Annotated in this window: 16 protein-coding genes; 3 read left to right on the top strand and 13 right to left on the bottom strand. The window is 65.0% G+C overall.

The annotated features are described in order from the left end of the window. The 12 genes from BLR35_RS12350 to uvrA form a co-directional block, all read right to left on the bottom strand. Nucleotides 1–285 carry a DUF5808 domain-containing protein gene (locus BLR35_RS12350; RefSeq protein WP_090382277.1) on the bottom strand — a complete coding sequence of 95 codons (285 nt, stop codon included), beginning with the start codon at nt 283–285 and terminating at the stop codon, nt 1–3. Between the two features lie 120 nt (nt 286–405). Beyond that, nucleotides 406–1038 (bottom strand): pyroglutamyl-peptidase I, encoded by a 633-nt coding sequence (gene pcp / locus BLR35_RS12345; protein ID WP_090382275.1) that lies wholly within the window; start codon nt 1036–1038, stop codon nt 406–408. A gap of 48 nt (nt 1039–1086) precedes the next feature. After that, complete coding sequence (locus BLR35_RS12340; protein WP_090382272.1) at nt 1087–2712, bottom strand: bifunctional N(6)-L-threonylcarbamoyladenine synthase/serine/threonine protein kinase; 1626 nt, start codon at nt 2710–2712, stop codon at nt 1087–1089. A gap of 116 nt (nt 2713–2828) precedes the next feature. Continuing rightward, on the bottom strand, nt 2829–2963 hold the full coding sequence (locus tag BLR35_RS12335) for a 30S ribosomal protein S27ae (protein ID WP_090382270.1): 135 nt from the start codon (nt 2961–2963) through the stop codon (nt 2829–2831). Next, nucleotides 2964–3296, bottom strand: a complete 333-nt coding sequence (locus tag BLR35_RS12330; protein WP_090382266.1) for a 30S ribosomal protein S24e — start codon at nt 3294–3296, stop codon at nt 2964–2966. It lies immediately after the preceding gene. Nucleotides 3297–3402: 106 nt separating this feature from the next. Continuing rightward, nucleotides 3403–4305: a universal stress protein gene (locus BLR35_RS12325; protein ID WP_090382263.1), complete on the bottom strand. Its 903-nt coding sequence runs from the start codon at nt 4303–4305 to the stop codon at nt 3403–3405. A gap of 6 nt (nt 4306–4311) precedes the next feature. Then, on the bottom strand, nt 4312–5484 hold the full coding sequence (gene arsB / locus BLR35_RS12320; protein ID WP_090382261.1) for an ACR3 family arsenite efflux transporter: 1173 nt from the start codon (nt 5482–5484) through the stop codon (nt 4312–4314). A 75-nt stretch (nt 5485–5559) separates the two neighbouring features. Beyond that, nucleotides 5560–6015: a RidA family protein gene (locus BLR35_RS12315; RefSeq protein ID WP_090382258.1), complete on the bottom strand. Its 456-nt coding sequence runs from the start codon at nt 6013–6015 to the stop codon at nt 5560–5562. A 101-nt stretch (nt 6016–6116) separates the two neighbouring features. Beyond that, complete coding sequence (locus tag BLR35_RS12310) at nt 6117–6506, bottom strand: ArsR/SmtB family transcription factor (RefSeq protein ID WP_090382256.1); 390 nt, start codon at nt 6504–6506, stop codon at nt 6117–6119. A 63-nt stretch (nt 6507–6569) separates the two neighbouring features. Further along, the gene (locus BLR35_RS12305) at nt 6570–7571 is read right to left on the bottom strand and encodes a WD40/YVTN/BNR-like repeat-containing protein (protein WP_090382253.1); all 1002 of its coding nucleotides are present in this window, start codon (nt 7569–7571) and stop codon (nt 6570–6572) included. 48 nt (nt 7572–7619) lie between these two features. Then, nucleotides 7620–8030, bottom strand: coding sequence for a DUF7994 family protein (locus BLR35_RS12300; RefSeq protein WP_090382251.1), 411 nt, complete (start codon nt 8028–8030; stop codon nt 7620–7622). A 64-nt stretch (nt 8031–8094) separates the two neighbouring features. Next, on the bottom strand, nt 8095–11058 hold the full coding sequence (uvrA, locus tag BLR35_RS12295) for an excinuclease ABC subunit UvrA (RefSeq protein ID WP_090382248.1): 2964 nt from the start codon (nt 11056–11058) through the stop codon (nt 8095–8097). 175 nt (nt 11059–11233) lie between these two features. On the opposite strand from uvrA, the gene BLR35_RS12290 reads away from it, so the two are divergent. Continuing rightward, complete coding sequence (locus tag BLR35_RS12290) at nt 11234–11761, top strand: hypothetical protein (protein ID WP_090382246.1); 528 nt, start codon at nt 11234–11236, stop codon at nt 11759–11761. Nucleotides 11762–11770: 9 nt separating this feature from the next. Here the strand turns inward: BLR35_RS12290 and BLR35_RS12285 are convergent, their stop codons facing one another. Continuing rightward, nucleotides 11771–12874: an aminotransferase class V-fold PLP-dependent enzyme gene (locus tag BLR35_RS12285; protein ID WP_090382244.1), complete on the bottom strand. Its 1104-nt coding sequence runs from the start codon at nt 12872–12874 to the stop codon at nt 11771–11773. 116 nt (nt 12875–12990) lie between these two features. On the opposite strand from BLR35_RS12285, the gene BLR35_RS20705 reads away from it, so the two are divergent. Together BLR35_RS20705 and BLR35_RS12280 are read left to right on the top strand one after the other, a co-directional pair. After that, nucleotides 12991–13140 (top strand): DUF7557 family protein, encoded by a 150-nt coding sequence (locus BLR35_RS20705; protein WP_170831022.1) that lies wholly within the window; start codon nt 12991–12993, stop codon nt 13138–13140. 5 nt (nt 13141–13145) lie between these two features. Further along, nucleotides 13146–13823: a triose-phosphate isomerase gene (locus BLR35_RS12280; RefSeq protein WP_090382242.1), complete on the top strand. Its 678-nt coding sequence runs from the start codon at nt 13146–13148 to the stop codon at nt 13821–13823. Nucleotides 13824–13887 lie beyond the last annotated feature (64 nt).

Raw genomic sequence — 13887 nt, 5'->3', positions numbered from 1 at the left:
TCAGTCGTCGTCTTCGTCGACGATGACCTCGACGGGTTCGTCCTCGCTCGTCTCGTCGGCGCTCGCGGCACTCTGTTCTTGCTGCCAGAGCAGGACGCCGGCCACCGCGAGAACGATCCAGGAACGCCAGTTGGCAAGGTTCAGCGTGTAGCCGATACCGAACGGCTTCTCGACGAGCATTCCCTCGCCGGGTTCCCAGTGAGCCGAGAGCATGCGGCTGATGCTCGGCCGTTCGAAGTTGTACGGTACTCCGAGGATCTCACCGGAGGTCGGTTTATCTGCCATGCGAGGTGATACGTTCTCCCGGGACAAGAGTATTGCGTGCTTCTCTCGGGACTCGAGAGTGGGCGCTTCGACCGTCACTAGAGACGTCTGGAGCCGTGGCGTCGCAGTCGCGCTCGCACTCTACTCGAGTGCATTCACCGAAACCGCCAGTCCCTCCTGAATCCCTCGAGTCATCGTCTCGAGCGCCATGCTCGGTTCGCCCTCGTCGCGTCTGGCGGCATCCTCGTGGGAGAAGGGCGTGTGAACGAACCCGACGCGGAACTCGCGGTCGTCCGTCTCGGCGCGGTGACGGGCGGCGTAGAGGAAGTCGTTACAGAGGTGCGTGCCGGCGTCCGTCGACAGCGTCGTCGGGACGCCCGCATCCCGCATCGCCGACTTCATCTCCCGGAGCGGTAGCGTCGCGAAGTAGGCGACCGGCCCCTCGGCGTCGACGGCTTCGTCCGTGACCTCGCGGTCGTCGTTGTCCGGAATCCCTGCCGTATCCCGGAGGTTGATCCCGACCCGCTCGAGCGATAGCGCGTTCCGGCCGGCGGCGAGGCCGAGGCCGCAGACGACGTCGGGGTCGTGTTCCGCGAGATACTCCTCGAGTTCGGCTTCCATCTCGTCGAAGACGACGGGGAGTTCGCGGCCGACGACGGTGGCTGCGTCGCCGATCGTCTCCCCATCCAGTCGCCGTGCTATCCGGCAGGTCGGATTGGTTTCGAACTCTCCGAACGGTTCGTAGCCGGTGACGAGAACGGTGACGTCGCTCATGGGGGAGCGTCGGCGTGAGTCGGGAAGAACGTTCCCGATTCCAACTGGTTACTCGCTCACGTACCGGCCACGGCCTTCCACGTCTCGCAGGCGCTCTAGAACGCCCTCGTCGCCGACCTCCCGATACCCTTTGCGGACCGCTTCGCGAAGCGGTTCGGGGTCGTCGGCGGTTCCGACGAGGCTCTGGTCGAAGACGTGCAGGTCCATCGCGTAGTCCTCGACGTGGTCGGTGTGGTAGCCGAGACCGAAGTCGATGAGGTACGTTCGCTCTGCGTTCACTCTGACGTTTCGCGTCGTCGGATCGCCATGCACGAACCCGGCCTCGTGGAGCCGTGCGAGGTGCCGCCCGACGTCGCGAACCCGTTCGGGAGTCAGTGCTACCCGCAGGTCGCTTTCGCCGACGTACTCGAGTTCCAGCCGCGCCTCGTGGGGATCGACGTCCGAGAGCACCGGCGTGGGAACCCCCTCGCGCCGGGCGAGGTTCGTCAGGCGCGCCTCGAGTCGCGTCCGTTCGGTCCGGAGTCGCTCGTCGAGTTCGGGGTGGCGGTAGCTCTTGGTCTCTCGGTGCTTCGTCACGCGACCCGCGTCGGATTCGAGGTCGACGGTGGCTTCGGCACCCTGGACGGTCCCGTTGGCGTCTCTGCCCAGTTCGAGGTTGGGTTCGTCCGTTCGCCAGGAAACCGGTACCTGATCCGGCCGGAAATCGGGGTCGACTCTCGAGCTCTCGAGCGCCAGCGTATCGCCCACTTCGTACATCTTCGCGCCGAGCACGGCGATCATCCCCGCGTTGTCCCGCAGGAAGCGCGGCTCGGGGGCGTGGAAGTCGGCCCCGCGCTGGTCGCACATCTCCTCGAGCATCTCACGGAGGCGACCGTTTTGCCCGACGCCGCCGCCGAGCACGAGTTCGTCGCTGCCGGTCAATGAGAGCGCACGCTCCGACACTTCGGTCAGCATGCCGAAGACGTTCTCTTGCAGGGAGTAACAGACGTCTTCGACGGGCGTTCCATCGTCGTAACGCTGCTTTGCAGCGCTCATGATCCCGGAAAACGAGAAGTCCATCCCCTTGACGACGTACGGAAGGTCCACGTACTCGCCGTCTCTCGCCGCCTCCTCGACTTTCGGCCCGCCGGGGTGGGACCAGCCGACGTGACGGGTGAACTTGTCGATCGCGTTGCCGACGCCGGTGTCCATCGTCTCGCCGAGCACACGGTAGCGGCCGTTCCGGTAGGCCAGCAGGTGGGCGTTCGCACCGCTGGCGTTGAGACAGACCGGCGAGTCGAAGCCCGACGTGTGACGGCCGATCTCGAGGTGGGCGACCATGTGGTTGACACCCACCAGCGGCACGTCGAGGGACTGGCTCAACGCTCGAGCGGCCGTCCCGACGGTTCGCAGACAGGGACCGAGGCCGGGTCCGCGAGAGAAGGCCACTGCATCGATCGGTGGCTCGTCGGCTGGTCCGTCGTTCGTTTCGTGGGCGTACTCGAGTGCCTGCTCGACGACCGCCGGGATGGCGTCGTGCATGTGCTCGGCGGCTTCACGTGGATGAATGCCGCCGCTCTCGGGCTGGTAGGCGTCGGTTTCGATAAAAACGTCGTCGGTCTCGGAATCGAACACGGCTGCACTGGCCGCCCATGCGGTACCTTCGATCCCGAGTACTCGTACTGATTCTGTCACGGATAAGAACGATTGTAGTGGTCGTCGAACGTAACGAGGCCTGTCCGTATTTGCTCGCGGTTCACTTCGTTCACCGCTCGCATTTCTCGAGGGATCTCGCTACGCTCGCTCCCTCGCTATTCCCACTCGGTGTACCCGCACTTCCCGCAGTGCTGGCGGTCACCGTGGTCGGCGAGGAAGACGTCGCCACAGCGGGGACACTGCTCGCCTTCGGTGCTTCCGTCGTCACCGTAGTGGTCGTATCGCGCCATCTATGCTTCCTCCGCCTCTGCTTCGGCTTCGGCTTCGGCCTCGGCTTCTTCGTCGACGCCGATCTTGTTGCGCTCGAGCATGTGTTCCTGCTCGACGTCGCGGGCGTCGTCGGCCGTCTCGTAGACCTTGGCTTCGCCGACGGTCTTTCGCATCCCGAACTTGGTGTCGAGTTTGCGGACGACGACTTCGTCGGCGTCCTTGTTGAGCTTCGCGGCGAGGCTGTCACGCACCTGCAGGCGCTCGGGCGTGGCCTCGTCGTGGGTCAGTTCGAAGGTAACGTCCGTGCGATGCAACATTGGGTTCTCCGCTTCGGAAACGATGTCGACGTCCATGATATCACTCAGTTACCCTACTATCCCCGTGTAGCGCCTAAAAGGATTTCGAACCGTCAACCCGATCGGTGGTGTCGTAATTGTCGTCCCAGGATCTGCCGTCTCGCTACTGCTCGACGTCCGGTCGATTCGTCAGTACGGGCACCGTCGCCGTCCTGACGACCTCGTCGGTGACGCTACCGACGAGCGCCCGTTCGAAGCCGCCACGACCGGCCGTCCCCATCGCGATCAGGTCGATACCTTCCGACTCGGCGTACTCGACGATCGTTTCGGCCGGCGTCCCCTCGGTTATCGTCGCCACGACCTCGAGGTCGCGGTCCCGTGCGTCGGCTGCGAGGTCCTCGAGGTGGTCGTTCGCCCGCGCCTCGAGTTCGTTCGAGAGGTCGACGTCGTCCCCGACGACGGTTTCGATCGCGTCCTCGAGTTCGGCATCGATCGCCGAGAGGACGTGAGCTGTCGCCTCGAGTTGTGCTGCGAGTTCGAGCCCCGGCCGGCTCCCGGCGTCGGCTTTCTCGCTGCCGTCGGTCGGGACGAGAATCGAGTCGATCACCGAGTCGGTCGTTTCGTCGTTCGCCGCGTCCGGCGTGGTCGTCACGACCGGAACGGGTGCCGTTCGAACGACCTTGTCCGCGACGCTGCCGACGATCGCACGCGCGACCCCACTACGACCGGCGGTTCCGATGACGATCGCGTCGATACCGTGGTCGTCGGCGTACTCGGTGATCTCGTTCGCCGGGATCCCCTCGCGGACTGCAGCGGTCGCCTCGAGTCCGCGTTCGACGGCCTCGTCCCGGAGGGCAGTGGCTCGCGTCTGTGCAGTCTCGCGGAGTCGTTCGCGGATCGACGCCGAGTCGCCGGAGTAGCCGACTCCCGTCGCGACGCTGCTATCTGCCACCGAGAGGACGTGCACGCTCGCCCCGAGCCTGTCGGCGAGGTCGAACCCTCGGCGGGCTGCGTTTTCGGCCGGGTCGCTGCCGTCGGTCGGGATCAGGAGTGTGTCGAATGTCATGGGTTATCAGTCGTCCGTCGACGGTGTCACGTCGTCTGCTGGTTTCGTGCTCTCGAGTTGCCCGGTCTCGTAGCCGGCCCAGTCGAACCGTTCCTGGAAGTAGATCGCGACGTAGACCAGCGCGAGCAGGACGGGGACCTCGATTAGCGGGCCGACGACGGTCGCGAACGCGGTCGGGTGGGCGACGCCGAAGATGGCGACGGCGACGGCGATCGCGAGTTCGAAGTTGTTCGAGGCGGCGGTGAAGCCGATCGCGGTCGTCGTCGAGTAGTCCGCGCCGATGCCCCGCCCCATCCCGAAGCTCACGAGGAACATCACGACGAAGTAGATCGTCAGCGGGATGGCGATCCAGACGACGTCGAGCGGCCGTGCGAGGATGTTGTCGCCCTGCGTGGCGAACATCACGATCACGGTAAACAGGAGCGCGATCAGTGTGACGGGGCTGATCGTCGGGACGAACTTCTCTTCGTACCACTCCTCTCCGCGGGCTCGAACGCCGCCGAACCGGGTGAGGATGCCGCCCGCGAACGGAATTCCGAGGAAGATCGCGATCGCCCAGAACACCTGGCCGATAGTGATGTCGAACGCGTCGATGCCAGCGACAAGCGCGTCCATTCCCAGCAATTGCGGGAGGTACAGCGCGAAGAAGGCGATGTACACACCGTAGGTGATGATCTGGAAGACGCTGTTGAACGCGACCAGGCCGGCGGCGTACTCGCTCGAGCCGTCCGCGAGGTCGTTCCAGACGAGCACCATCGCGATACAGCGGGCCATCCCGATGAAGATCAGTCCGAGGAAGTACTCGGGGTGGGCCGGGAACGGTGGCACCAGGCCGCTGAAGAAGATCACCGCGAGGACGAACATCAGCGTCGGGCCGATCAGCCAGTTCTGGATCAGGCTCAGACTGAGCACGCGCCACTTGCTGAACACCCGCGGGAGCTGGCCGTAGTTTACCTTTGCCAGCGGCGGGTACATCATCGCGATCAGTCCGATCTCCACGAGGTGGTACTCCTGAATCGGATCGACGACGCCGGGTGCGACGTAGCCGAGTCCGACGCCGAGCCCCATCGCGAGGAAGATCCAGACGGTCAGGTACTTGTCGAGAAAGTCCATCGACCGCGGATCGCCACAGTCCGGACAGCCACAGTCGGGACCGTGGTCGTGATCGAGGTCACTCATCCGAGATCACCGGCGAACGACGCCCCTCGTTCGCCTGTTCGAACCGCCAGAGTTCGAATGTGGTCGTGTTCATACTTATTCGTCAGCGGCAGTGACGTCTAGCTGTACACCGGCATCTCCGGGGAGCGCACAGACGCCGACGGTCGTTCGCGGCGGATACGTGCCGCCGAAGCGATCCCTGTAGACGTCGTCGACAACCTCTCTGTCGTCGATATCGGTTAGCTGAATCTCGACTTTCATCACGTCCTCGAGCGTCAGTCCTCGCGCCGCGAGGACTCCCTCGAGTCGCTCGAGACACACCCTCGTTTGTTCCTCGATTGAACGACCGCTCAGTATTCCATCGTCGGATTCGGGGAGGATTCCCTCGAGAAAGACGAGGTCCGAACTGCCCGTCCGGGTGCCGAACGCACCGACGTTTCCCGACCTCTCCCGCTGGCGCTTGCTCGCGGTGCTGGCACGCGGCAGTGAGTCCGAACCGGGGTCGTCGGCGTTCGCCGGTCGGCCGTCACTATCTGCTCTTGATTGAACCATAGTTCAATTGAACGTGTGATCATACATAAACTCGTCCCTTTCTCCGGGTGTGCGGGGGAGAGCATCGAAAACAGGCCCAAGAGGTATGTGAGACTGCCGACTTACCGAGAACCGTCGAGAACGGTCAGCAGTGCGCTCGCACGTGGAGTCGCCCGATACTTCCGCCACCGACCGTCCTTGCGCTTTGCCACGAGGCCAGCCTCGGAAAGCGTCGAGAACGCGTGGCTGACCGCGCTGTCGCTGACGTCGACCAGCGGCGTGATTTCGCAGACACAGAGTTCCTCGTCCGCCTCGACCAGTAACCGAACGAGCCGATACCGAGTCTCGTTTCCCAGCGCCGATAGCGCCTCGACGTCGCGCGAGACGACGTCCTCGTCCAGCAGCGACTCGAGTTCGTCGAGTTCCTCGAGTCGTGCCTGCAGGTCCTCGTTGCGACACTCGCCGAGTTCGTCCTCGAGGTACCGCTCGAGCCGGTCCGCGGTTTCTGACATGAGATAAAATTGTATGTTTCTTCAAATAAGGGTTCCGCTGCCAGCCGCGATCCGGCGTTGGCGTCACCGATCGACGACGACCAGTCCCCGCGGCGATTGGCTCTCGTACGCCTCGTGCCACTCGAGCGGAACGGCCGTCCACGAGTCGCCGAAGTCGCTCGAGCGGTACAGCCCTCGATTGTTCAGCGCGTAGACGACGCCGGGTTCGCCGGGCGTCTCGAGGACGGTGCGAACGACGCCGTCGCCGGTCGGCAGTCCGTTCTCGAGTCGCTCCCACTCGCTCCCGCCACGTCGTCGGTAGACGTACGACTCTGCCGTGTCAGGAGTGTGTGCAGTCCGGGCCCCGCTCGCACTCGAGACGAGCACCGCGTCCGGATCGCCGGGGTCGCGAGCGAGCCCCCAGCAGTAGGTGTGTTCGAGGCCCGCCTGTGGCCGTCGCCAGCTCTCGCCGCCGTCGTCGCTCTCCGCGTAGCCGTCGCCTGCTGCGGTGTAGACGCGTCCCTCGCGGTCCGGGTGAGTCGCCAGGGTGTGGTTGTCCCGGCGCGATCCCTCGGGCCGCTCGTGCCACGTCTCCCCGCCGTCGGTGCTGTAGACGAACGCGCCGGCCTCGATCCCAACGTAGAGTCGGTCGGGATCGAAGGGGTCGACCTCGAGCCAGCGAACGTGGTGGGTGTCGGGGCGGGGCGGGAAGTACCACTCGTCGGCCGACGGGAGGTCCGTGAGTCCCCCGAGGTGCGTCCAGGAGTCGCCGCCGTCCGTACTCCGGTAGACGCGGCTCGGTTCGGTGCCGGCGTAGACGACATCGGGGTCGTGCGGGCTCACCGCGAGCGACATCACCGCGTCGCTGACGAAGTCGATCTCGAGCCGCTGGAAAGAATCGCCACCGTCGGTGCTCCGGAAGAGTCCATCTCCAAATGTGCCGACCAAGATCCGGTCGGGGTCCTCGGTAGCTGTAACGCACTCGAGGGTGTGGTCCTCGAGACGGACGGTCGTCGTCCACTCCTCCGATTCTCGCTTGCGTCCGACGAGGAGCCGATCCCGGAGTGCGGCGTACGCTGTCGTCATACGCTAACTACGCGCTTCTGGCACAAATGCTCCTGCCCCTGTCGAGGATCACTCCACGACAAACGTCTCCTCGTCCAGTCCGACGCCGCCAAGCCAGCACTCGAGCGCGCCGAACGCCAGCAAGAGGGCGACGAACAGCGCCAGTCCGACCTGGAGCAGTCCCAGCATCGACGGGTTCGCGAGCAGTTGCAGGAAACCGAACGTGCTCGAGCCGACCGCGAGAATCCCGAGTCCGACGGCGGCGACGCGCGGCCAGCCAACGGTCACGACTCCCAGCGGGAGACGCTCGTAGCGACCCGCGAGGAGTAACGCGAGGCCGCCGCCGCCGAGCCACGCAAGCGGGAGCAGTTCGGCGCCGCGAGTCGGGACACCGATCAGGACCGCCAGCAGTCCGACTATCACCAGCGTAACGACCCCACCGCCGACGAGCCTGCTACGGACCTCCTCCTTGTCGCTCATGGAGTCTCGTTTCGAGTCCGCGTCGGTAACGGTTCGGGTTTCGATCGGAGAAAAGAGTTCGCCGTCAGTCGTCGTCCATCGGCGCCGTCACCGGATCGACGCGCTCGCCGCGTGGCCCCTCGAGATCGACTTTCGGCAGCAGGTCCCGCAGGTACCGGCCGGTGTGGGAGTCCTCGAGTCGGGCGACCTCTTCGGGCGTCCCAGTGGCAACGACCTGACCGCCGTTCTCGCCGCCCTCGGGACCGAGGTCGACGATGTGGTCGGCGTTCTTCACGAGGTCGAGTTCGTGTTCGATGACGACGACGGTGTTGCCGTTGTCGGTGAGTCGGTGGAGGACGTCGATCAGTTTGCGTTCGTCCTCGTGGTGGAGTCCCGTCGTCGGCTCGTCGAGCAGGTACAGCGTTTCGCCGGAGTCTTTCTTCCCGAGTTCTTCGGCGAGTTTGATCCGCTGAGCCTCTCCGCCCGACAGTGTCGTCGAGGGCTGGCCCAGCGTCATGTAGCCGAGGCCGACGTCTTTCAGCAATTTCAGCCGGCGGCGGATCTGGGAGTTCGACTCGAAGAACTCGTAGGCCTCCTCGACTTCCATGTCGAGCACGTCCGCGATGGTCTTGCCCTTGTAGGTGACGTCGAGCGTGGCGTCGTTGTAGCGAGCGCCGTCACACTCCTCACAGGGAACGTACACGTCCGAGAGGAAGTTCATCTCGATCTTCACCGTACCCTGGCCGCCACACTCCTCACAGCGGCCGCCCTTGACGTTGAACGAGAACCGTCCCTTCTCGTAGCCGCGCTGTTTGGAGAGTTTGGTCTGGGCGAACAGTTCGCGGATGTAGTCGAAGACGCCGGTGTAGGTCGCCGGGTTCGAGCGGGGCGTCCGGCCGATCGGCGACTGGTCGATCAGGCGTACGGTCTCGATCTGATCCAGGCCCTCGAGTCCGTCGTGGTCGCCCGGGATGACGCTCGTGTTGTCGTTCATCTCGCGAGCGAGGCCCTTGTACAGTACGTCGTGCATCAGGGTGGACTTTCCGGAGCCCGAAACGCCCGTGATGGCCGTAAAGCAGCCCAGCGGGATATCCACGTCGAGGTCCTTGAGGTTGTGCTGGCGGGCACCGAGGATCGTCAGCGCATCTTCCGGATCCCGTCGCTCTTCGGGAACTGGAATCTGTCGGCGGCCAGAGAGGTAGTCGCCGGTGAGTGACTCCTCGCACTCTTTGACTTCCTCGACGGGGCCGTTGACGACGACCTCGCCGCCGCGCTTGCCGGGGCCGGGCCCCATGTCGATGACGTTGTCCGCGCGGCGCATCGTCTCCTCGTCGTGTTCGACCACGAGGAGGGTGTTGCCCAGATCTCTGAGTTCCTGGAGCGTATCCAGCAGGCGATCGTTGTCCCGCTGGTGGAGGCCGATCGAGGGCTCGTCCAGCACGTACAACACCCCGACGAGGCCGGAGCCGATCTGGGTCGCGAGCCGAATACGCTGGCTCTCGCCGCCAGACAGCGTCGAGGCCTCGCGGTCGAGCGTGAGATACTCGAGGCCGACCTCGCACATGAAGCCGAGGCGGGCGCGAATCTCCTTGAGAATCTCCTCGGCGATCACCTTCTCGCGTTCGGTGAGGTCGGCTTCCATCGACTCGAAGTGCTCTAAGGCGTCGCCGATGCTCATCGCGTTGATCGCCGTGATCGAGGTGTCGTCGACCAGCACGGCACGCGAGGCGGGCTTGAGTCGGGTGCCGTCACAGGCCGGACACTCCGTCACGGACATGTAGTCCTCGATGTGTTCTCGGGTGGAGTCGGAGTCGGTCTCGAGGTACCGGCGCTCGAGGTTCGGAATGACTCCCTCGAAGCGTTTTTTCTTGCGACGGGTGCCGTTCTTGGTGTTTCGCATGAACAGCACCTCGTCTTTCGTGCCGTAGAGGAACGCGTCCTGAATCTCCTCGTCGACGTCCTCGAACGGCGTCGACAGCGAGACGTCGAAGTGATCGGAGACCGCGTCCAGTCGCGTCTGGTAGTACGACCGGTTGTAGCTCCATGGTTCGAAGACCTCCTTCAGCGGCTTGGACTCGTCCTGGATCACGAGGTTCTCGTCGACTTCCTTGGTCTCGCCGAGTCCCTCACACTCGGGACAGGCGCCGTGGGGCGAGTTGAACGAAAAGGAGCGGGTCTCGATCTCGGGGACGTCGATCCCGCAGTGGGTGCAGGCGAGGTCCTTCGAGAACTCGACGACGAAGCGGTCGTCCTCCTCGCTCTCCTCACCGAGCGCACCCGTCCGGCGGGCCTCCTCGCCGAGGTCTTCGGCGGCGTCTTCGGGCGGATCGGGCAGGATGAGTTTCAGGACGCCCTCGGCCTCGTCGAGTGCGGTCTCGACGCTGTCGATGATCCGCGGGCGGGCCTCCGTCGAGACCTTCACGCGGTCGACGATCACGTCGATCGTGTGGTCGAAGTTCTCGTCCAGGTCGGGGTCGTCGGTCGTCAGGTCGTACTCCTCGCCGTCGACCTCGACGCGGGCGTACCCCTCCGAGACGAGTTCCTCGAACAGGTCCTCGAAGGCACCCTTCTGGTCGCGGACGACGGGGGCAGCGAGTTTCGCCTTCGTCCCCTCCGGAAGCTCGAGGATGCGCTCGACCATGTTCTGGGCGGACTGTTCGCCGACCTCGCGGCCACAGTCGGGACAGTGTGGGGTTCCGACGCGGGCGTACAGCAGCCGCAGGTAGTCGTGCAGTTCCGTGACGGTCCCGACGGTCGATCGCGGGTTGTTCGCGGCGTTCTTCTGATCGATCGAGATCGCTGGAGAGAGCCCCTCGACGGTCTCGACCTGCGGCTTGTCCATCTGGCCCAGGAAGTTCCGGGCGTAAGCGGAGAGACTTTCGATGTAGCGGCGCTGTCCCTCGGCGTAGACGGTTTCGAACGCGAGCGAGGACTTGCCCGACCCCGAGAGCCCGGTGACGACGGTCAGCTCTTCCCGGGGGATCTGTACGTCGAGATCCTTGAGGTTGTGCTCCTCTGCACCTCGTACCTCGATGTACTCCTTGCTCATGTTTCGGCGACGAATACGGCGGACGTACTCGGACGCGATACTCGATTCATTGTACGTAGTCAGTGGTCGAAGCGACTTAACGAGTCTGAAAGGAGAACACCGTGGCGTGTGCTAGCAAAACAAGCGTCCTGGGACGGTCCAAAGTGTCTTCGGCTGGCAGCACGAACGGGGTCGCATGGACGACGCTGACGGGGATCGCGACCCCACGGACGCGACTCTTGCGGTCGACGATCTCGTCGATTACTGTCATACCCAGGCCGGACTGCTCTCGGGCCACGTCGACACGATGGTCTCGGAAGCCGACGAACTGCTCGACGAGATCGACGAACGAACCGCCGAAATCCGCTCACGTCTCGAAGGGCTCCCCGGGGACGTCGAGGCGGCGGAGACGCCGACGTCGGTCACCGCACCCGCGGGATCCGACGTCGACCTGGCGGCCATCGAAGAACTCCAGGACGAACTCGAGGAGAAACAGCTGCTCGTCGAGGCAAAACACGGCCGAATGGAAGCGTTCCAGGAACTGGCCGCGGGCTACACCGAACTCGCCGCGGAACTCGAGACCGACGTCGATACGGACCGGGTGGCCATCGCTCGAGTCGTCGAGTTCGAGTCCGACACCGACGCGCCGGCGTACTTCGACGAACGAAAGACGCTGCTCGAGGTCGCTGCGGGAGCGGGCGACGACGAGGACGAGGAGTCATAACAGAACCGACTACAGCGCCTCGAGCACCCGATCGACGTCTTCTCGAGTGTTGTACGCGTGAAGCGAGACTCTGAGGCCACCGTCGGGAATCGACCGCACGATCACGCCCTCGTCGGCGAGTCGGTCGACGGTTCGGTCGGGATCGTCGACTGCGATCGTAACGAGTCCGGACTCGTACTCCCGTGGACTCGAGAGTTGCTCGTTCGGAACCCCTTCCTTGAGCCGATCGGTGAGTGACTCGATCCGTGACTGGACGGTCTCGAGGCCGACCGCCTCGAGCAGGTCGATCGCCTCGACCAGTCCGGCGTGGGCGACCGGGCTCGCGGTACCGACCTCGAACCGTCGTGCGCCCGTCTCGTACTGGTACTCGCCTGCCTCCGGGTCGGCTACGCTGCGGTAGCCGATCGCGGCCGGAACGAGATCCCGTTCGGCCCCCTCGCGGACGTAGAGGAAGCCGGAGCCGAAGGGTGCGACGAGCCACTTGTGGCCGGCACCGACGACGAAGTCGGCACCCCACTCGTGAACGTCGACGGGGACCTGACCGGGTGACTGGACGGCGTCGACCAGCACGGACGCGCCGCCGTCGTGTGCGATATCGACGAGGTCGGCGACCGGAAGCCGGGTGCCGTGAGTCCAGGTGAGTGAACTCACACAGAACAGGGTCGCTTCGGGTGCGAGGGCTTTCACGTCCTCGAGGTCGATGCGGCCGCACTCGGTCTCGAGCACGCGCACGTCCACGCCGTACTCGCGCTCGAGGCGTTGCCACGGCAGTACGCCGGCGGGATGCTCGAGGTCCGTTCGGACGACGACGTCGTCGTCGCTCCAGTCGAACGCCGTCGCGATACGGTTGATGCCGTCGCTCGTGCTCTCGGTGAGTGCGATCTCGCTCTCGTCGGCCTCGAGCAGGTCGGCGACGCGGCGTCTGGACTCGTCGTAGGCGTCGAACGCTGCCGGATACATCCCCTCGGCCGTGGGTGCTCGAAACTCGTGGTCCTCGAGTGCCGACGCCGCCGCGTCGACGACTCGTCGGGGGCTGGGACCACCTGCACCCCAATTGCAGTAGGTGGTCGACTCGAGGGCAGGTATGGTCTCACGAACGTCGATCGGATCCATCGGTGGCGCTTCCACGTGGACGATGTTCGTTCTGGTGCCGTCGCGTCCCGACCGGTGCAAACGCGCACCTGGGGTATATGAAGCCGGGTAGCGACAGTACCGCCGAGGGTCGACACATGACGCACACGCTCGAGATCGACGACGACCTCAAGGACCGCATCGAAAGCCACCGCGACGAGGGACAGTCACCCGAGGAGTTCGTCGCGGAACTCGTCGCGATGTACGAGACCGAAGGTACCTTCCTCCAGGAAGGGTACTCCGAGTAGCGGGAATGGGACTGTCGTACCCGTACTTTCTGGTCAACGTCAAGACCTACGAGGGGACGGCCGGGGCGGACGGCCTCGCCTTTGCAGAGGCCGTCGAACGCGTCGCGGACGACACCGGCCGTCGGTTCGCCGTCGCACCCCAGTCGCCCGACCTGCGGCTGGTCGCCGAGCACGTCGACCTCCCCGTCGTCGCCCAGACCGCGGTCCGCCGCGAAGACGGCGGGATGGGCGCGGTCACGTGCGAGGCCGTCGCCGCAGCGGGTGCCGACGCCGTCTTCGTCAACCACCCCGAGAACGAGGCCGCGTTCGGCGACGTCGGCCCGCTCGTCGATCGGTGTACGGAACTGGGACTCGAGTCGATCGTCTGCGTCGACAGCCTCGAGACAGGGCGTGCAGCCCTCACGTTCGATCCGGACTGTCTGCTCTTCGAGCAGCCGGGCGATATCGCGTCCGAGGAGGGGATGGTCAGGACACATCCCGAGCGACTCGAGTCGTTCGTCGAGCTGGTCGCCGACGAGTCACCCGAGACGAAGGTCTTCGTCGGCGGCGGAATCAGGACGAGTGAGGACGTCGAGCGAGCGTTCGACTGCGGCGTCGACGCCACCGGCGCGGCATCCGCGGCGGTCGAAGCCGAGGACAGGGAGGCGTGGTTGCGATCGATCGCGGTCGCGCTTCCGCGCTAACGAGGGTGTCATAGAACAGTTCGCATACCCACCCACCGATTGCTCGCCGAACGGTAAGTACTGG

Source organism: Natronobacterium texcoconense (genome assembly GCF_900104065.1).
Lineage (GTDB): Archaea > Halobacteriota > Halobacteria > Halobacteriales > Natrialbaceae > Natronobacterium > Natronobacterium texcoconense.
This window is presented reverse-complemented; position numbering and strand designations above follow the sequence as displayed.